This window comes from Streptomyces sp. NPDC056738 (assembly GCF_042790435.1).
In the GTDB taxonomy this organism is placed as follows: Bacteria; Actinomycetota; Actinomycetes; order Streptomycetales; family Streptomycetaceae; genus Streptomyces.
The window spans coordinates 477,979-495,052 of sequence record NZ_JBHTZF010000006.1 but is presented as its reverse complement, the minus strand read 5'-3'; the positions used below and the strand labels follow the sequence as shown (position 1 = coordinate 495,052).

Annotated in this window: 22 protein-coding genes and 1 riboswitch; of the genes, 11 read left to right on the top strand and 11 right to left on the bottom strand. The window is 71.9% G+C overall.

Annotated elements, in window-relative coordinates:
- On the bottom strand, positions 1-957 hold the full coding sequence (locus tag ACFRIC_RS19235) for an ABC transporter ATP-binding protein (protein WP_382787155.1): 957 nt from the start codon (positions 955-957) through the stop codon (positions 1-3).
- A 207-nt stretch (positions 958-1,164) separates the two neighbouring features.
- Between ACFRIC_RS19235 and ACFRIC_RS19230 the strand changes: the two genes are divergently transcribed.
- Positions 1,165-1,404, top strand: a complete 240-nt coding sequence (locus ACFRIC_RS19230; protein ID WP_339127977.1) for a toxin-antitoxin system HicB family antitoxin — start codon at positions 1,165-1,167, stop codon at positions 1,402-1,404.
- 4 nt (positions 1,405-1,408) lie between these two features.
- The gene (locus ACFRIC_RS19225) at positions 1,409-1,783 is read left to right on the top strand and encodes a fic family toxin-antitoxin system, toxin component (protein ID WP_382787151.1); all 375 of its coding nucleotides are present in this window, start codon (positions 1,409-1,411) and stop codon (positions 1,781-1,783) included.
- Between the two features lie 31 nt (positions 1,784-1,814).
- Here the strand turns inward: ACFRIC_RS19225 and ACFRIC_RS19220 are convergent, their stop codons facing one another.
- From ACFRIC_RS19220 to bioB, 4 genes are all read right to left on the bottom strand, one after another.
- Positions 1,815-2,504 (bottom strand): class I SAM-dependent methyltransferase, encoded by a 690-nt coding sequence (locus ACFRIC_RS19220; RefSeq protein WP_382787148.1) that lies wholly within the window; start codon positions 2,502-2,504, stop codon positions 1,815-1,817.
- A 229-nt stretch (positions 2,505-2,733) separates the two neighbouring features.
- Positions 2,734-3,450 (bottom strand): dethiobiotin synthase, encoded by a 717-nt coding sequence (gene bioD, locus ACFRIC_RS19215; protein WP_382787145.1) that lies wholly within the window; start codon positions 3,448-3,450, stop codon positions 2,734-2,736.
- A gap of 1 nt (position 3,451) precedes the next feature.
- Positions 3,452-4,732, bottom strand: a complete 1,281-nt coding sequence (locus ACFRIC_RS19210; RefSeq protein ID WP_382787142.1) for an adenosylmethionine--8-amino-7-oxononanoate transaminase — start codon at positions 4,730-4,732, stop codon at positions 3,452-3,454.
- Complete coding sequence (gene bioB / locus ACFRIC_RS19205) at positions 4,725-5,951, bottom strand: biotin synthase BioB (RefSeq protein WP_382787139.1); 1,227 nt, start codon at positions 5,949-5,951, stop codon at positions 4,725-4,727. Before bioB ends, ACFRIC_RS19210 begins: the two co-directional genes overlap by 8 nt.
- Before the next feature lie 169 nt (positions 5,952-6,120).
- Here bioB and ACFRIC_RS19200 point away from each other — a divergent pair, with 169 nt between their 5' ends.
- Positions 6,121-7,245, top strand: coding sequence for an 8-amino-7-oxononanoate synthase (locus ACFRIC_RS19200; RefSeq protein ID WP_382787136.1), 1,125 nt, complete (start codon positions 6,121-6,123; stop codon positions 7,243-7,245).
- A 99-nt stretch (positions 7,246-7,344) separates the two neighbouring features.
- Here the strand turns inward: ACFRIC_RS19200 and ACFRIC_RS19195 are convergent, their stop codons facing one another.
- Positions 7,345-7,569 (bottom strand): DUF397 domain-containing protein, encoded by a 225-nt coding sequence (locus ACFRIC_RS19195; RefSeq protein ID WP_382787133.1) that lies wholly within the window; start codon positions 7,567-7,569, stop codon positions 7,345-7,347.
- An 11-nt stretch (positions 7,570-7,580) separates the two neighbouring features.
- Complete coding sequence (locus tag ACFRIC_RS19190; protein ID WP_382787130.1) at positions 7,581-8,438, bottom strand: helix-turn-helix domain-containing protein; 858 nt, start codon at positions 8,436-8,438, stop codon at positions 7,581-7,583.
- Positions 8,439-8,650: 212 nt separating this feature from the next.
- Between ACFRIC_RS19190 and ACFRIC_RS19185 the strand changes: the two genes are divergently transcribed.
- The gene (locus tag ACFRIC_RS19185; protein ID WP_382787127.1) at positions 8,651-9,112 is read left to right on the top strand and encodes an ATP-binding protein; all 462 of its coding nucleotides are present in this window, start codon (positions 8,651-8,653) and stop codon (positions 9,110-9,112) included.
- A gap of 260 nt (positions 9,113-9,372) precedes the next feature.
- Here the strand turns inward: ACFRIC_RS19185 and ACFRIC_RS19180 are convergent, their stop codons facing one another.
- From ACFRIC_RS19180 to ACFRIC_RS19170, 3 genes are all read right to left on the bottom strand, one after another.
- The gene (locus tag ACFRIC_RS19180; protein WP_351865790.1) at positions 9,373-9,846 is read right to left on the bottom strand and encodes a C40 family peptidase; all 474 of its coding nucleotides are present in this window, start codon (positions 9,844-9,846) and stop codon (positions 9,373-9,375) included.
- Positions 9,847-9,849: 3 nt separating this feature from the next.
- Positions 9,850-10,046: riboswitch (cyclic di-AMP (ydaO/yuaA leader) on the bottom strand.
- Positions 10,047-10,383: 337 nt separating this feature from the next.
- Positions 10,384-10,689: a hypothetical protein gene (locus ACFRIC_RS19175; protein WP_382787124.1), complete on the bottom strand. Its 306-nt coding sequence runs from the start codon at positions 10,687-10,689 to the stop codon at positions 10,384-10,386.
- Between the two features lie 7 nt (positions 10,690-10,696).
- The gene (locus ACFRIC_RS19170; protein ID WP_382787122.1) at positions 10,697-11,332 is read right to left on the bottom strand and encodes an ATP-dependent Clp protease proteolytic subunit; all 636 of its coding nucleotides are present in this window, start codon (positions 11,330-11,332) and stop codon (positions 10,697-10,699) included.
- Positions 11,333-11,519: 187 nt separating this feature from the next.
- Between ACFRIC_RS19170 and ACFRIC_RS19165 the strand changes: the two genes are divergently transcribed.
- The 5 genes from ACFRIC_RS19165 to ACFRIC_RS19145 all read left to right on the top strand — a co-directional run bounded on the left by ACFRIC_RS19165 (position 11,520) and on the right by ACFRIC_RS19145 (position 15,268).
- Positions 11,520-11,798 carry a type II toxin-antitoxin system Phd/YefM family antitoxin gene (locus ACFRIC_RS19165; RefSeq protein ID WP_382787120.1) on the top strand — a complete coding sequence of 93 codons (279 nt, stop codon included), beginning with the start codon at positions 11,520-11,522 and terminating at the stop codon, positions 11,796-11,798.
- Positions 11,799-12,251: 453 nt separating this feature from the next.
- On the top strand, positions 12,252-12,554 hold the full coding sequence (locus ACFRIC_RS19160; RefSeq protein ID WP_382787117.1) for an urease subunit gamma: 303 nt from the start codon (positions 12,252-12,254) through the stop codon (positions 12,552-12,554).
- Between the two features lie 14 nt (positions 12,555-12,568).
- The gene (locus tag ACFRIC_RS19155) at positions 12,569-12,880 is read left to right on the top strand and encodes an urease subunit beta (RefSeq protein ID WP_382787114.1); all 312 of its coding nucleotides are present in this window, start codon (positions 12,569-12,571) and stop codon (positions 12,878-12,880) included.
- Positions 12,873-14,594, top strand: a complete 1,722-nt coding sequence (locus ACFRIC_RS19150) for an urease subunit alpha (protein ID WP_382787111.1) — start codon at positions 12,873-12,875, stop codon at positions 14,592-14,594. Before ACFRIC_RS19155 ends, ACFRIC_RS19150 begins: the two co-directional genes overlap by 8 nt.
- Positions 14,594-15,268 (top strand): urease accessory protein UreF, encoded by a 675-nt coding sequence (locus ACFRIC_RS19145; protein ID WP_382787108.1) that lies wholly within the window; start codon positions 14,594-14,596, stop codon positions 15,266-15,268. The genes ACFRIC_RS19150 and ACFRIC_RS19145 overlap by 1 nt, the downstream gene beginning before the upstream one ends.
- 112 nt (positions 15,269-15,380) lie before the next feature.
- Here the strand turns inward: ACFRIC_RS19145 and ACFRIC_RS19140 are convergent, their stop codons facing one another.
- Complete coding sequence (locus tag ACFRIC_RS19140; protein WP_382787105.1) at positions 15,381-15,578, bottom strand: pentapeptide repeat-containing protein; 198 nt, start codon at positions 15,576-15,578, stop codon at positions 15,381-15,383.
- Position 15,579: 1 nt separating this feature from the next.
- On the opposite strand from ACFRIC_RS19140, the gene ureG reads away from it, so the two are divergent.
- Positions 15,580-16,257, top strand: a complete 678-nt coding sequence (gene ureG / locus ACFRIC_RS19135; RefSeq protein ID WP_382787102.1) for an urease accessory protein UreG — start codon at positions 15,580-15,582, stop codon at positions 16,255-16,257.
- Positions 16,254-17,012, top strand: coding sequence for an urease accessory protein UreD (locus ACFRIC_RS19130; protein WP_382787099.1), 759 nt, complete (start codon positions 16,254-16,256; stop codon positions 17,010-17,012). Before ureG ends, ACFRIC_RS19130 begins: the two co-directional genes overlap by 4 nt.
- The last annotated feature ends 62 nt before the right edge of the window (positions 17,013-17,074 follow it).

Here is a 17,074-nt window from a genome sequence, read left to right as displayed (position 1 = left end):
TCAGTCCTTGTCGGGGGTTACGTCGCCGGAGCCGCCGCCGGGAGCGGTGTCGCCGGGGCTGCCGTGGGCCGCTTCACCGGCGGCGGGGGCCGTGGCGCCCGCGCCCCTGGTGTCCGCCGTGGCCGCACTCTCGCCCTCGGACGCCGCTCCACCGGGCCCGCCGCGGCCGTCGTCGAAGGTCACCCGGACGGTGTCGAAACGCTTCATCCGCTCCAGCACGGCGTCCGCGGAGGGTCGCTCCATCTCGTCCACGATCCGCCCGTCCGCGAGGAAGAGGACCAGGTCGGAGTGGGCGGCCGCACCGGGATCGTGGGTGACCATGACGACGGTCTGGCCCAGCTCGTCCACGGCCTCGCGCAGGAATCCGAGGACTTCGAGGCCGGCTCGCGAGTCCAGATTGCCGGTCGGCTCGTCCGCGAAGATCAGCTCGGGCCGGGAGGCGAGCGCCCGGGCGCAGGCGACGCGCTGCTGCTGTCCCCCGGAGAGCTGGGCGGGCCGGTGCTTCAGCCGCTCGCGCAGTCCGAGGGTGTCGATGACCTGGTCGAGCCACTTCTGGTCGGGCTTCTGGCCCGCGATGTCCATCGGCAGCGTGATGTTCTCGGCCGCGTTGAGGGTGGGGATCAGGTTGAACGACTGGAACATGAAGCCGATCCGGTCCCGCCGCAGCCGGGTCAGCTCGCGGTCCTTCAGCCCGGTGATCTCGGTGTCGCCCAGCCACACCTGCCCGGCCGAGACGGTGTCCAGGCCCGCCAGACAGTGCATGAGGGTGGACTTCCCGGAGCCCGAGGGACCCATGACGGCGGTGAACCGGCCGCGCGCGATGTCCACGTCGACCGAGTCGAGGGCCAGCACCGCGGTCTCGCCGGAACCGTACGCCTTGGTCAGGCCGCGGGCGCGGGCGGCGATCCCGTCCCCCTCCGCGCGGCCGGGGATCTGCTCGGCAGCAGCTGTGGACAAGACCGCCTCCTCCTGGGATGGATGTCCGGACCCTTGGTCCGGCCCGAGCGTAGTGTGATCGGACGCACACCCGGTATCCCTCGTAGGTGCCGTACGGTCTCCGCCCCAGGGTGGGGCCCTGATATCGATGTAAGGGGCAATCTCCACCGGGGTTCTCCATCCCGGCTCCCCTTGCCCGTGCTAGCGATTCCGCGCTAGCTTCAAAGGATGGCGAAGACACAGCTGAACGTCCGGGTGGACGAAGGCACAGCGCGCGCCGCCCGGGAGAGAGCCCTGGAACGGGGGATGAGCGTGAACCGCTACATCGAGGAACTGGTCCGCCAGGACACCGGGGAGGTGGGCCACACCTTCGTGGAGGCCGCCGCCGATTTCATGAAGCAGTACGAGTCCGTCTTCGCCGAGGAGTTCGGCGCGGAGCGTGAAGGCACCAGCGAAGGTCGTCGTTGATCCCTTGAGCAGTCTCCGAGTCGACCTTGCCTGGCTCCTCATGATCGCCGAACAGAAGACACCGGGAGACCCCCAGGTCACCGACTGGGGAGCACTCGTCGCCGCGGTCAGCCGGCACGAGGCGGAGATCCTCGGCATTCCCGTGTACGACAGTCCGCACGCCCGCGCCGCCGCCCTGCTCCAACTCCTGCTGCACGTCCCGGCGCTCGAACGCTCCAACGCGATGTTCGCCTCGGCCGTCGCCTACGCCTATCTCGTCGCCAGCGGCCTGAAGGTCGTCACCTCGCCCGAACAGGTGAGGGAACTGGCACGGCTGGTGAAGAGCGGCGAGGCGACCGTCCACGACATCGCCCACGAACTGCGCCGCTGGAGTCTGTGACCCCGGCGTGGCAGCCCCCTGGGCACGCTCGTCAGTCGAGCGGCCGGTGGGCCGTGCCCAGGACGCAGTAGGACGTGGGCAGGCGCGGCCCCTTCTCGGGCATCGACAGCCGCCGGTACGGGCCCAGTTCGAACCCCGCCTCACGCAGCGCGGCGATCGGGTCGCGGGCCACGTGACAGCCGCCGCACAGCCGCGGCCACACCGTGGCGTCCAGGCCCCGCTGGACGGAACCCATGATTCGCCCGCCGCCCTTGCCGTGCTCGAAGAACCGCACGGTGCCACCCGGGCGCAGCACCCGCCGCACCTCGGACAGCGCCTTCGGCACGTCCCGCACGCTGCACAGCACGAGCGAGAGCACGGCGGCGTCGTACGCCTCGCTCTTGACCGGCAGGGCCTCCGCGGCGCCCGGCGCCACATCGACGGGCACCTCGCAGCGCAGCGCCGCCTCCATCGCCAACTGCCGCAGCAGCCGCTCGGGCTCGATGGCCACGACCTCCGACACGGTGCCCGGGTAGTGGGCGAAGTTCAGGCCGTTGCCCGCGCCGATCTCGATCACCCGCCCGGACAGCCCGGCGAGCAGCCGTTCACGCAACCGGCCCATTCCCAGCCGGGTCTCGGCGCCGACGCTGAAGCGGGCGTAGGAGCGGGCGAACACCGGATGGTGCACGGCCTCCGCGGAGACCTTGCCGGAGTCGGCCGACCGGAGCGGCTTGAACGGCATCTCGGACCTCCCGGGAGACAGGGTTCACCGGAATTGTCCCCCCGGGAAGGCCGCCGCACGCGCGGCGCGTCACCCGGAGGCCGAGTCGACCCCGCCGGGAGCCGCCCGCCCGGGCCGCGGCGGCTCACGGGCGGGCGCCGTCCGGCCGAGAGCGCCGCGAGAGGTGCCCGCCGAGCCCTGGGCCGGGCCGTGTGGGGTGGGTGACGCGCCCGCCGGGGCCGCGGCCTGGTCAGGCCGTGTGCGCCGCCGCGAAGACCCCGGCGTTCCAGCGGCCGCCCATGCGGTGATCCAGCCAACCCGGCGCCCCGGCACGGAAGTCGGCGGGGGACAGGGCGCCCGCGCCCGCCGGGACGGCGCCCAGCAGGGGAGCCCCGGACACCGCCGGCAGGTCCGCGAGATTGCAGCGCATCGCCAGATCGGGGGAGTCCGGCCAGCTCCCGATCACGACTCCCGCGAACTCCAGCTCCCGGAGACGCAGTTCACGAGCCGTCAGTTCCGTCGTGTTGAGCGTTCCCAGCCCCGCCGAAGCGACGACCAGCACGGGCGCGTCCAGCATCCGGGCCACGTCCGCGAGCGTCCCGTCCTCGTGGTCGAACCGGACGAGCAGACCGCCCGCGCCCTCGACCAGCACCAGATCGTGCTCGGTGGCGAGCTTCGCCGCGGCCTCCGCCGCCGACCGCGGGGACACCGGCGGCAGTCCGGCCCGCCGGGCCGCCGTCGCGGGTGCCAACGGCTCCGGATAGCGGCCCAGTTCGAGCGTCGTGACGGCACCGGCGAGCCGGGCCACCTCGTCCGCGTCGCCGCGCTCGTCCGGTCGTACACCCGTCTGCGCGGGCTTCAGCACGGCCACGGACCGCCCGGCCGCGAGGGCGGTGGCGGCGACGGCGGCCGTGACGACCGTCTTGCCCACCTCCGTGCCCGTACCCGTGATCACCAGTACCGTCATCTCAGCCCTCCCGCGCCGCGGCGCACACCGCGCGCGTGATCCGTGCCAGGTCCGTGTCGCCGGTGACGTACGGCGGCATCGTGTAGACGAGGTCGCGGAACGGCCGCAGCCAGACCCCCTCGCGCACCGCGGCCGCCGTCGCCGCCTTCATGTCCACCTCGTGGTCGAGCTGGACCACTCCGATCGCGCCGAGCACTCGTACGTCCCGTACGCCCGGAAGCGCGGAGGCCTCCGCGAGGCCCTCCGTCAGTCCCGCCTCGATCCGCTTCACCTCGGTCCGCCAGTCCTGCCCGAGCAGCAGGTCGACCGAGGCGCACGCCACCGCGGCGGCCAGCGGATTGCCCATGAACGTCGGGCCGTGCGCCAGCACCGGCACCTCGCCGCGCGAGATGCCGTCGGCCACCCGCGCCGTGCACAGCGTCGCCGCCATCGTCAGATAGCCGCCCGTCAGCGCCTTGCCCACACACATCACGTCGGGGGTCACGCCCGCGTGGTCCGCCGCGAACAGCTCACCCGTACGGCCGAAACCCGTCGCGATCTCGTCGAAGACCAGCAGGACGTCGTGCTCGTCGCAGGCCTCGCGCAGCACCCGCAGATACGCGGGGGAGTGGAAGCGCATCCCGCCCGCGCCCTGCACCACCGGCTCCACGATGACGGCGGCGAGTTCGTCGGCGTGCCGCCCGATCAGCTCGCGCAGATGATCCGCGTACGACTCCTCGTACGCGGCCGGCGGCGCGTCGGCGAACACCTGGCGCTGGAGCACGCCCTGCCACAGCTCGTGCATCCCGCCCTCGGGGTCGCACACCGACATGGGCTGCCAGGTGTCGCCGTGGTAGCCGCCGCGCCAGGTCAGCAGCCGCTGCTTGCCCGGACGGCCGAGCGAGCGCCAGTGCTGGAGGCACATCTTGACGGCGACCTCGACCGAGACCGAGCCGGAGTCGGCGAGGAACACGTGCTCCAGACCGTCCGGCGAGATGTCGACCAGCCGCTTCGCCAGCCGGACGGCGGGCTCGTGGGTGAGCCCGCCGAACATCACATGGCTCATCCGGTCGAGCTGGCCGCGAGCCGCGTCGTTCAGGACCGGGTGGTTGTAGCCGTGGATGGCCGACCACCAGGACGACATGCCGTCGACCAGCTCGCCCGTGCCGTCGGCCAGCCGCAGCCGGACCCCGCTCGCCGACTCCACGACCAGCGGTTCCTGGCGGCCGGGCATGGGCCCGTACGGATGCCAGACGTGCCGCCGGTCGAGGTCGAGCAGTTCCCGCGTGGACAGCTCACGCATTGGGCGCGAGATCCGTTCCGGCACCGCGACGGCGTACGGACACCAGGTCCGTACGGGCCTCGGCGGGCGCCTCGGCCGGAGCCACCGGCGCCGAACCGCACACGCCGCCGCCCTCGTGGGACCCGCAGCCCCCTTCGGCGTGCGATCCGCATCCGGCCGCCGCGCCGTGCGAACCGCACCCCGCCTCCGCGTGCGATCCGCAGCCGCCGGACGGCGCGCGGTGCTCGGGCAGCGTCACCTCGCCCGCGTTCTCCACCTCGAAACCGGCGTCCGCGATCATCTCCAGGTCGGCCTTGCCCGCCTGGCCCTCGCTGGTGAGGTAGTCACCGAGGAAGATCGAGTTGGCGAGGTTCAGGGCCAGCGGCTGGAGGGTGCGCAGATGCACCTCGCGGCCGCCGGCGATCCGGACCTCCACGTCCGGGCAGACGAAGCGGACCATGGCCAGGATGCGCAGACAGCGCTGCGGGGTGAGGTTCCACTCCTTGGCGAGCGGCGTTCCCTCGAACGGGATCAGGAAGTTCACCGGAACGGAGTCCGGGTCGAGCTCCCGCAGGGCGTAGACGACGTCGACGAGGTCCTCGTCCGACTCGCCCATGCCCGCGATCAGGCCCGAGCAGGCGGACAGCCCCGCCGCGTGCGCCTTCTGGACGGTGTCCACCCGGTCGGCGTACGTGTGGGTGGTCGTGATCTCCCCGTACGTCCCCTCGGACGTGTTCAGGTTGTGGTTGTAGGCGTCCGCGCCGGCCTCGCGCAGCCGCTCGGCCTGGCCGTCGGAGAGCAGACCGAGGCAGGCACAGACCTCGACGTTCTCGTTCTGGTCCTTGATCGCCTTGATCGTGTCGGAGACCCGGTCCACGTCACGGTCCGTCGGACCGCGCCCGCTGGCCACCAGGCAGACCCGCTTGGCGCCCCCGGCCAGCCCGGCCGCCGCGGCCTTGGAGGCCTCCTCCGGCTTGAGCCAGGTGTACTTGAGGATGCCGGCCGTGGAGCCGAGACGCTGCGAGCAGTACGAGCAGTCCTCGGGGCACAGGCCCGACTTCAGGTTGACGAGATAGTTCAGTTTCACCCGTCGGCCGAACCAGTGACGGCGCACCTTGCCGGCCGCGGCCACCACGTCGAGTACGTCGTCGTCGGAGGTGGCCAGTACGGCCAGCGCCTCGTCGCGGGTCGGCAGCTCGCGCCGAAGCCCCTTGTCCACCAGCGTGTTCAGCAGGTCCATGAGGTCCGATCCTGGACCATGCGACCGCTCCCGGCCAAGGAGAGTTTGCACAACAGAGATGGTTCGACGTGTGGGTATTGCCACATCATGCGCCGCCGGAGCGCCCGCTAGGGTCTGTTCACTGCCTACAAAACACCGCCACCGCACCACAGCGAGACCCGGAGGACCCATGGCGTTCGGCTGGATCGACGAGCAGGCCGAGGCACGCCGCCGGGCCGGACTCGTGCGTACGTTGCGCCCGCGCCCCGCCGAGTCCCCGCTCCTCGATCTCGCGAGCAACGACTACCTCGGGCTCGCCCGCCATCCGGAGGTCACCGAGGGCGCGGCCCGTGCCGCACGCCTGTGGGGCGGCGGTGCCACGGGCTCCCGGCTCGTCACCGGCACCACCGAACTCCACACCGAGCTGGAACGCGAACTGGCCGACTTCTGCGGCTTCGAGTCCGCGCTCGTCCTGTCCTCCGGCTACGCGGCCAACCTCGCCGCCGTCACCGCGCTCGCCCCGCACGGCTCACTGATCGTCTCGGACGCGGGCAACCACGCCTCCCTGATCGACGGCTGCCGGCTCGCGCGCGGCACCACACAGGTCGTCCCGCACGCGGACCCCGACGCCGTGCGCAAGGCGCTCGGCACCCACGACGGCCCCGCCGTCACCGTCTCCGACACGGTCTTCTCGGTGGACGGCGACGCGGCCCCGCTCGCCGAACTCGCGCTCGCGTCCCGTGAGTACGGCGCCGGCCTCGTCGTCGACGACGCGCACGGGCTCGGGGTCCTGGGCGACGGCGGCAGGGGCGCCGCGCACGCCGCGGGGCTCGCGGGGGACCCGGACGTCGTCGTGACCGTCACGCTGTCCAAGTCGCTCGGCAGCCAGGGCGGCGCGGTCCTCGGCCCGGCGGCCGTGATCGACCACCTGATCAACGCGGCGCGCACCTTCATCTTCGACACCGGCCTGGCGCCGGCGGCGGCGGGCGCGGCGCTCGCGGCCCTGCGCCTGCTGCGCCGTGAGCCGGAGCGGGCCGCGCGGGCGCGCGAGGTGGCCAGGGCGCTGCACGCGCGATTGACGGCGGAGGGTCTCTCCGCGGTACGACCGGATGCCGCGGTCGTCTCCGTGCGGGCACCGTCCCCCGAACGGGCGGTGCGATGGGCGGCCGACTGTCGCGAGGCGGGCCTCGCCGTCGGCTGTTTCCGTCCCCCGTCGGTGCCCGACGGTGTTTCGCGGCTGCGACTGACGGCCCGCGCGGACCTCACCGAGGAGCAGATCGAGCACGCGGTGGACGTGATCAGCCGGAACCGGTGAACCGGTGGAGCGGTCGATCGACGAGCGGGTGGAGCGTTCGGCCGGACAGATGCAGGGGTGGCCGGCCGGTGGTGCGGTGGAGCGGTGAACCGTGCGGGGTCAGTTCAGCCCGGTGATGAACTCCTCCCAGACGTCCGGGGTGAACAGCAGGGCGGGTCCCGCCGTGTTCTTGGAATCGCGCACCGCGACCATTCCGGACCAGGGTCCGGTGCCCGGGCGTGCGGTCTCGACGCAGTTGTTCATCCCGGTACTGCGACTGCTGCGCAGCCAGCGCACATGGAGCAGCGAAGTGCTGGAGGGTACGTACCGAGGCATTGCAGACATGACGTGCCTCCTTACGTGTCGTCGCCTATCGAGGCGATGTAGTCCAACGAGTCCTCGGGTGAAAGGGCGTGGAACTGAAGGGCGTTGAAGGCCTCGGCGTATGCCTGGAGGTCCTCTTTCCGTTCGAGATAGAGGCTACTCGTCAAGTGGTCGAGAACAACCACATCCAGATCGGTTGTGTTCGGAAATGAGAAGATAACGAAAGGGCCGGTCACGCCGATGTGCGCGCCGGCCGCGAACGGCAGTACCTGGAGCCGTACTTGAGGCAGCACGGCGGCCTCCCGCAGCCGGCGGAGCTGGCGTGCCATGACGTCGGGGCCGCCCACCTCACGGCGCAGCACGGCCTCGTCCAGGACGGCGGACAGTTCGAGCGGCGGGTCCGAGCGCAGCACGTCCTGCCGGGCCAGACGCACTTCGACCAGGGCGTCGAGCTTGCTCTCCTCCAGTCCGTCCACGGCGGCCCGCGTCACCGCGCGGGCGTACTCCGGTGTCTGCAGCAGCCCGGGCACGACGGAGGTCTCCAGGGTGCGCATCGCGCTGGCGCCGGACTCCAGGCTGATGAAGTCCCGGTACTCCGGCGGGAGGACCCCGCGGTACGCGTGCCACCAGTGGTGGCGGCCGTTGACCTCGGAGCCCGCCAACACGACCAGGAGCCGGCGCAGTTCGGGATCCTCGACGCCGTACGCGTGCAACAGGCGTTCCACATCGGCCGGTTTCACCCCGCTGGTGCCGGTTTCGATGCGGCTCACCTTCGACTGGTGCCAGCCGAGCAGGCGGGCCGCCTCCCCGCTCGTGAGCCCCGTGCCCGCGCGCAGCGCGCGCAGTTCGGCTCCGAGCTTGCGGCGGCGCACCGCGGGACCGTGCTGCATGGCTGTTCTCCTTACTCCTTCCAAGTCGTCCGAATACGCTCTGCCGACGCAGAGTTCACCGCATCGAGCGACAGATATATGCATTACTCGGTGGATCGCACCCGCGACCGGCCCGGTAATGGCAGTCTGGCGCAAGCACCAGTCCGGGACCGTACTCGAACCATCCGCTCAGTGTCGGGCTCCGGTCCCGTGGGAAAGGGACGAACGTCGCCATGGCAGACCATCAGGAAGCATCCGTCACCCTGCCGAGCGAACCGGTCTCGGTTTCCGTGGCCCGAAATTTCGTCGCCGAAGTGCTGTCCGAATGGGGCCTGCCGGGGGACTGCGACGTCGCCGAGACCGTGCGGCTGATCGTGTCGGAACTGGCGACCAACGCCGTGCAGCACACGTTCGGGCAGTCGCCCACCTTCACGGTCGGCGTGCGTCTCGACCGGGAGGAGCGGCTGCGTATCGGGGTCACCGACAGCCATCCGCGCTTTCCGAAGCGGCTGCCCGCGGCCGTCCAGCAGGACAACGGCCGCGGCATGGTGATCATCCGTTGGCTCACCGCCGAATGCGGCGGCAGGCTCACCGTCGTACCGACCCGGGAGGGCGGCAAGACGGTCTCCATCGAGCTCCCGTGGACGGTGCCCGTCCAGCCGGTGCCGGCCGGGTGGCCGCCCCAGGAGCCCTGAGGGACGCCGCCACGGGGCGACCGGTCGTCATGGCCCTTGGGGGCGGCGGCGGTCGTCAGCGGCCCATTGAGGCCGCGGCGGTCAGCGGCCATTGAGGCGCGGCGGTCGTCAGTGGCCCCACGAAAGCCGCGGCGGCCATGGTCGGCCCACAAGGGCCGCCCCCGGCCCCGGTCGGCCCGCGAGGGGCCGGGAGGGCGTCACAGCGGCCCTGAGGGCGCTCGCGCCGGGGCGGCGAGGGTCCGCCGCCCCGGGCGAAAGGGTCAGCCGACCCTGCCGTACCAGACGCTTCTCGTCCAGATCTTCTGGAGCTTCACCACTTCCCCGGTCTTCGGGGAGTGCCAGATCTTTCCCTTACCGGCGTAGATGCCGACGTGGTACACGTTCCGGCCCGAGTGGAAGAACACGAGGTCACCGGCCTTGCGGTGCGAGGCCGAGACATGGTGCGTCTTGTTGTACTGGGCCGCGGCCGTACGAGGCAGCTTCTTGCCCGCCTTCTTGTACGAGTAGAGCGTGAGCCCCGAGCAGTCGAAGCGGTGCGGTCCGGTGGCGCCCCACTGGTAGGGGGAGCCGTGCTTCGACGCCGCGACCTGGAGTGCCCGCGTCGCGACGGTGGCCGCCTCGGCGTCTGGTGCGACACCGGGAACCACCAGGCTGCCGCCGACGGCGGCAAGTGTGAGCGCCGAGGCCGTACCGGCCCGGGTCCACAGCGACGGGACACGATTGAGCGCAGTCATGCGCAACCCTTCGTCAGCCGCCTGTGAAGGATGACCTGTCGGATTCGGGCTGGCGAAGTTGCCCGGCCGCTGCTGCGGCTTCACCCCAAGGGCCGCCCGGAACTGTTCCGGCGACCCGTCTAGCTGGGTCCTCCACTCCTGCCGATCCACTCCTGTCGACCGGGCATCCGGGCGGCGGCAGGACTCGGCGTCCGCCCGGACCGCCCCGCCGCTGTGGCGGGGGCTTGTCGTCGGAAGGGATCTTCACTCATCAGAGTCGGAAAATCCGAGCGGAACCGGTGTTTTGTGGGCTTACTCACCACTCGACTGTTCGAGTGAACACCCCTCCGTTCGAGCACGTGTTGGGGACGGCGATGAGGCCCGCACCTGCGACGACGGGGCTCATCCGGCGTCCGGACTCAGCGTGTTGCGCAACTCGGAGGGGTCAGGGAAGGGACCGATGAATACGCCGTCAGGGGGTACACCATCCGGTCCGTTTGAGTCGTGGTCCGGACGTCATGCCGCTTCGGCGCGGGCCGGCCCGTCGGTGGGTGTCCGTCAACTTCCGGACTCGGGAGGCACGGTGACCCGGGCCGCCCGCCGCTCTCCGCCGAGCACCCGCAGGGCCTGCGCCAGCGTCGGGGCGTGCACCTCGCTCTCGCCCCGCTGATGCATCAGCGTGAGCGCGTCCCGCAGGGCCTCCGCCTTGCCGACCAGTGCCTGAGCCGCCCTCAGGCCGCGATAGGTGTCTCCGGGGCGGGAGGGGTTGATCCGGCCGAGGAGGTCGACGACGTCGAGATAGCGGTCGATGAGTTCGGCCTCCGCGCGGGTCAGCGCGGGCAGCGGGGGAAGGTCCGGGATCATCGGCCGCTCACCTCGCGCCGGGCGTGTCGAGCGCGGACCTGCGGCTCGGGACGATCCGGTCGATCAGCCCGTAGGCCAGGGCCTCCGGCGCGTCGAGGATCCTGTCGCGCTCGATGTCCGCCGCGACCTGCTCCGGACTCCGGCCCGTGTGGCGCCCAAGCATCTCCTCCAGCGTCCGACGGGTCCGCAGCAACTCCTCGGCCTGGATGAGCAGGTCGCTCGCCTGGCCCTGGAGCGGCTCGGCCGCCGACGGCTGGTGGAGCAGGAAGCGGGCCCCCGGCAGCGCGAGCCGCTTGCCCGGAGTGCCGCCCGCCACCAGCACGGCCGCGGCCGAGGCCGCCCGGCCCAGGCAGACCGTCTCGACGTCGCAGGTGACGAACCGCATCGTGTCGTAGATCGCGGTCATCGCGGCGAAGGAGCCGCCGGGGGAGTTGATGTACAGCGAGATGTCCTGCTCGGGCGCCTGGTGTTCGAGGTACATGAACTGGGCCGTCACGTCGTTCGCCGACGTGTCGTCGATCGGCGTCCCGAGGAACACGATCCGCTCGCTGAGCAGCTTCGCGTAGGGGTCCAGGGTCCGGTGTCCCGCGCTCGTGCGTTCCGTGAACTCGGGCAGGACATAGCGGGCGGACGGGCTGTCCATGGCGCGCCTCCTCAGATCGACGTCTGTAAAAAATGTACAGGACGTACGTCTCTGCGGAAGAGGGCCCTGCTGAGAGCAGAAACGGCGGCATGCCCGGACGGGAAGGTGGCCGAGGGTGCCGTGCGGGGCCTGCAGGCGGGATCTCGCGCCCCGCGGAGTGCGGGAGGCCCGGTCTAAGCTGGACGTCATGGCCTACGAGATTCCGGTGACGCAAGCCAGGGCTGAGCTCGCCGAACTGATCAACCGCGTCGTGTACGGCGGTGAGCGCGTCGTCGTGACGCGGCACGGCAAGCCACTCGTCGCCCTGGTCTCCGCGGCCGACCTGGAGCGCCTCGAAGATCTCCCGGAGCCGGCGGACGACCAGGTGGTCAGCTCGCTGTCCAGCGTCCGCGAGGTGGCCTCGGCGCCCCGCGAGCACCAGCGGTTCGGCATCGCCGCGGAGCACCGGGGGCCCAGCGCCTCCTGACCGCCTCCCGAGCGTCGTGTGACCGTGCCCGCCGCTCCCCTTCCCCTGTCGACTCGATGCATGGCGTGTCCCTCCGTCGACTCGATGCAGGGCGTGCCGTCCCGCTCTCCGTGTCGACTCGGCGGCTTCCCCGCCGTCCCGGCTGCCGGTGACGGCTCGGTGCCTCGCGCGGCACACCTCCGCGGCTCGTGCCGCACGCCGTATACGGTCCGGCCCCCGACGGCCTCGCGGTGGTCCGGGGTGATCCCGGGGCCCGGGGCGGAAGAACGGGGCAAGCGGGGCGGCATCGCGGACCCGGGAGCGTTCCTCGGCCGGGCCGGAAGGAGAGCGCGGGCCGGTTAACGTCCTCGAAACTCCGGCCAACTAGCGTGCCCATCCATGCCACCAGGGGTTTCGGTGGCCGCGGCCACCGGGCCCCGCACGGCCCGGAGCGAGGATGTGAGGTGGGACGTCGTGCAACTGACCCCGCACGAGCAGGAGAGGCTGCTGATCCATGTGGCGGCCGATGTCGCCGAGAAGCGCCGGGCCCGCGGGCTGAAACTGAACCACCCCGAGGCCGTCGCCCTGATCACCTCGCACATCCTCGAAGGCGCCCGTGACGGCCGTACCGTCGCCGAACTGATGTCCTCCGGGCGCAAGATCCTCACCCGGGACGACGTCATGACGGGCATCCCCGAGATGATCTACGACGTCCAGGTCGAGGCCACCTTCCCGGACGGCACCAAGCTCGTCACCGTCCACGACCCGATCGTCTGACGGAGGGGAGCGCCGTGATTCCCGGAGAGTTCCTGTTCGCCGACGGACCCGTCGTGTTCAACGAGGGGCGTGAGACCACCCGGCTGACCGTCCTCAACGCCGCCGACCGCCCCGTCCAGGTCGGTTCCCACTACCACTTCGCCGAGGCCAATCCCGGTCTGGACTTCGACCGCGCGGCCGCCCGCGGCAAGCGGCTCAACGTCGCCGCCGGGACCGCCGTGCGCTTCGAGCCCGGGATCCCGGTCGAGGTCGAACTCGTCCCGCTCGCCGGCGCCCGCGTGGTGCCCGGACTGCGCGGGGAGACCGGAGGTGCCCTCGATGCCTGAGATCTCGCGTGCCGCGTACGCCGATCTGTTCGGTCCGACCACCGGCGACCGCATCCGCCTCGCCGACACGGACCTGCTGATCGAGATCGAGGAGGACCGCTCGGGCGGGCCCGGCCTCGCCGGTGACGAGGCGGTGTTCGGCGGGGGCAAGGTGATCCGGGAATCCATGGGCCAGTCACGCGCCACGCGCGCCGACGGCACCCCGGACACCGTCGTCACCGGCGTCGTGATCGTCGACCACTGGGGGATCGTCAAGGCCGACGTCGGCATCCGCGACGGCCGCATCTCCGGCATCGGCAAGGCCGGCAACCCCGACACCATGGACGGCGTCCATCCCGACCTGGTGATCGGCCCGGAGACCGAGATCATCGCGGGCAACGGACGGATCATGACCGCGGGCGCCATCGACGCCCACGTCCATCTGATCTGTCCGCAGATCGCCGACGAGGCCCTCGCCTCCGGCATCACGACGCTCGTCGGCGGTGGCACGGGTCCCGCCGAGGGTTCCAAGGCGACCACCGTCACCCCCGGCCCCTGGCATCTGGCGCGGATGCTGGAGGCGATGGAGGGGTATCCGGTCAACTTCGGTCTGCTCGGCAAGGGCAACACCGTCTCCCACGAGGCGATGCTCTCGCAGATCCGGGGCGGCGCGCTCGGGCTGAAGATCCACGAGGACTGGGGCTCGACACCCGCCGCGATCGACGCCGCGCTCACCGTCGCCGACCGCACCGGCATCCAGGTCGCCATCCACACCGACACCCTGAACGAAGCCGGGTTCGTCGCCGACACCCTCGCCGCCATCGCCGGACGCGGAATCCACGCGTACCACACGGAGGGCGCGGGCGGCGGGCACGCGCCGGACATCATGACCGTGGTCTCCGAGCCGTACGTCCTGCCCAGCTCGACCAACCCGACCCGGCCCTACACCGTCAACACGGCCGAGGAACACCTCGACATGCTGATGGTCTGCCACCACCTGAACCCCGCGGTGCCCGAGGACCTGGCCTTCGCCGAGTCCCGCATCCGGCCGTCCACCATCGGGGCCGAGGACATACTCCACGACCTCGGGGCCATCTCGATCATCTCCTCCGACTCCCAGGCCATGGGCCGCGTCGGCGAGGTGATCATGCGGACCTGGCAGACGGCCCACGTGATGAAGCGACGCCGGGGCGCCCTGCCGGGCGACGGCCGTGCCGACAACCATCGGGTACGTCGCTATGTCGCCAAATACACCATCAACCCGGCGCTCGCGCAGGGACTCGCCCGTGAGATCGGCTCGGTGGAGACCGGCAAGCTTGCCGACCTGGTCCTGTGGGAGCCGGCGTTCTTCGGGGTCAAACCGCATCTCGTCGTCAAGGGCGGGCAGATCGCGTACGCGCAGATGGGCGACGCCAACGCCTCCATCCCGACCCCGCAACCGGTGCTGCCCCGGCCGATGTTCGGGGCGATCGGGCGGGCTCCCGCCGCGAACTCGTTCAACTTCGTGGCACCGCTGGCCATCGAGGACGGACTGCCGGAACGGCTCTCGCTGGGCAAGCGGTTCGTCGCCATCGAGTCCACGCGGGCGGTGACCAAGGCCGACATGCGGGAGAACGACGCCCGGCCCGACGTGCGGATCGACCCCGACAGCTTCGCCGTGCACATCGACGGGGAGCTAGTCGAGGCGACTCCGGCCGCCGAACTGCCCATGGCCCAGCGTTACTTCCTCTTCTGATGTCCAGGGCAGCACTTCTCGTTCTGGCCGACGGGCGCTTCCCCGCCGGAGGGCACGCGCACTCCGGCGGGGCCGAGGCCGCGGTCAAGGCCGGGCGGATCACCGGAGCGGCGAGCCTGCAGGACTTCTGCCGAGGCCGGCTGCACACGAGCGGACTCGTCTCGGCCGCGCTGGCCGCGGCGGGCGCGCTCGGGGTCGATCCGGTGGCCCTGGACGCGGCCGCCGACGCCCGCACGCCCTCGCTCGCCCTGCGGGTCGCGGCGCGCCGTCTGGGCCGGCAGCTCCTGCGGGCCGCGAGGGCGACCTGGCCGTCCCCCGAACTCGACGCGCTGGCGCGGGAGTTCCCCAAGGGGGCACATCAGCCGGTCGTGCTGGGCGTGACCGCGCGGGCCGCCGGTCTCGGGCCCGAGGACGCCGCGTACTGCTCCGCGTACGAGTGCGTCAGCGGGCCCGCGTCGGCGACGGTGCGGTTGCTGAGCCTCGACCCGTTCGACGCGACGGCCGCGCTGGCCCGGCTCGCGCCGGAACTGGACGTCGTCGCCCACGCGGCGGCGAGTGCGGCGCGGCGGGTCCTCGACAAGGGGGTCGAGGCGCTTCCCGCGGCGTCGGCACCGCTGCTGGAGATCGGCGCGGAGGCGCACGCGGCCTGGCCGGTACGGCTGTTCGCGTCCTGACGGCCGCACGCTCTCCGGCGACCACGTTCTCCGGCCGCCGGGCACCTCCCCTGACCGCCGGAAGCCCGAGAACGCCGCATCGGCCGACCGGTGGCGCCAGTCGATCAGTCGGTCAGCCGGTCAGATGGCAACCGGTCAGATGGCAATCGGTCAGCCGGCAATCGGTCAGCCGGCAATCGGTCAGCCGGTCCGCCGGACAGGCCGTCGACGGGTGGCGGGTCGCCCGACCGCCCGGCTCCCGGAGCGGCCGTCGGCGGTCCGCTCGCCGAACTCGATTCCCCCCCCCAGCCCGACGAAGTTGGAGTCGCACCGTGCATCTCGATCACACTCACCACGGACCGTCCGCCGTCAGCGCCGACGCCCGTAGGCCCGACGGCAGGCGCCGTGCCCTGCGCATCGGGCTCGGCGGCCCCGTCGGCTCCGGGAAGACGGCGACCGTCGCCGCGCTCTGCCGGGCGCTGCGCGACGAACTGTCCCTCGCCGTCGTCACCAACGACATCTACACCCGTGAGGACGCCGAGTTCCTGCTGCGGGAGGCGGTACTGCCCCCCGAGCGGATCACCGCCGTCGAGACCGGCGCCTGTCCGCACACCGCGATCCGGGACGACATCTCCGCCAACCTCGAAGCGGTCGAGGACCTGGAGGACGAGATCGGCCCGCTGGATCTGATCCTCGTGGAGTCCGGCGGCGACAACCTCACCGCGACCTTCTCCAGGGGCCTCGTCGACGCCCAGGTCTTCGTGATCGACGTGGCGGGCGGGGACGACATCCCGCGCAAGGGCGGACCCGGAGTCACGACGGCCGACCTGCTCGTCGTGAACAAGACCGACCTGGCGCCGTACGTGGGCTCCGACCTCGGACGGATGGCGGCCGACGCCAAGGCGCAGCGGGACGGACTTCCCGTGGTCTTCCAGTCGTTGCGCACGGAGGTCGGCGTCACCGCGGTCGCCGACTGGGTGCGGGAACGGCTCGCGGAGTGGACCGCGTGACGACGGCGGGAGTCCGCGCCACCGCGCGGATCGAGGCCAGGGACGACGGCCGCGGCGGGACCTCGCTGCCCGTGCTGGAGGGAGAGGGGCCGCTCGCCCTGCGCCGGGTCCGAAGCGGTGGGCCGGAGGCGCGCGTGATGCTCGTCGGGGCGATGAGCGGACCGCTCGGCGGCGATCACCTCGCCGTCGAGGCCCGGGTCGGTCCGGGCGCGCGTCTGCGGGTCGGCTCGGCCGCCGCCACCATCGCGCTGCCCGGACAGGCCAAAGGGGAGGCCCGCTACGACCTGCGCCTCGACGTCGCCGACGGAGGTGAACTGTGGTGGCTGCCCGAGCAGTTGATCTCGGCCGGCGGCAGCGACCTGTCCGTCTCCTCGCGCATCGAGCTGCGGGGCGGTGCCCGGCTCGTCCTGCGTGAGGAGCAGGTGCTCGGGCGCGTGGGCGAGGACCCCGGGCGGCTGACCAGCCGTCTCACCGTGCGACGCGACGGACGGGCCCTGCTCGACCAGGAGGTGGCGTGCGGCCCCGGCGCGCCCGGCGGCTGGGACGGGCCCGCCGTCCTCGCGGGGCATCGGGCACTCGGCCAACTGGTGATCGTAAGACCGGAGTTCGAGAAGCACCCGCCGGCGGCACGACCGCTCGGGGAGTACGCCGCGCTCACCCCGCTCGCCGGACCCGCCGTGCTCGTGACGGCGCTCGCCCCCGACGCGCTGCTGCTGAGACGGGTGCTGGACGAAGCGTTGCGTGAATTGACGTGACGTCAATTGTGTTGCCCGGAAGAGCTGTTCACGTCGTGCCGACCGCTCACCGGAACATGCCG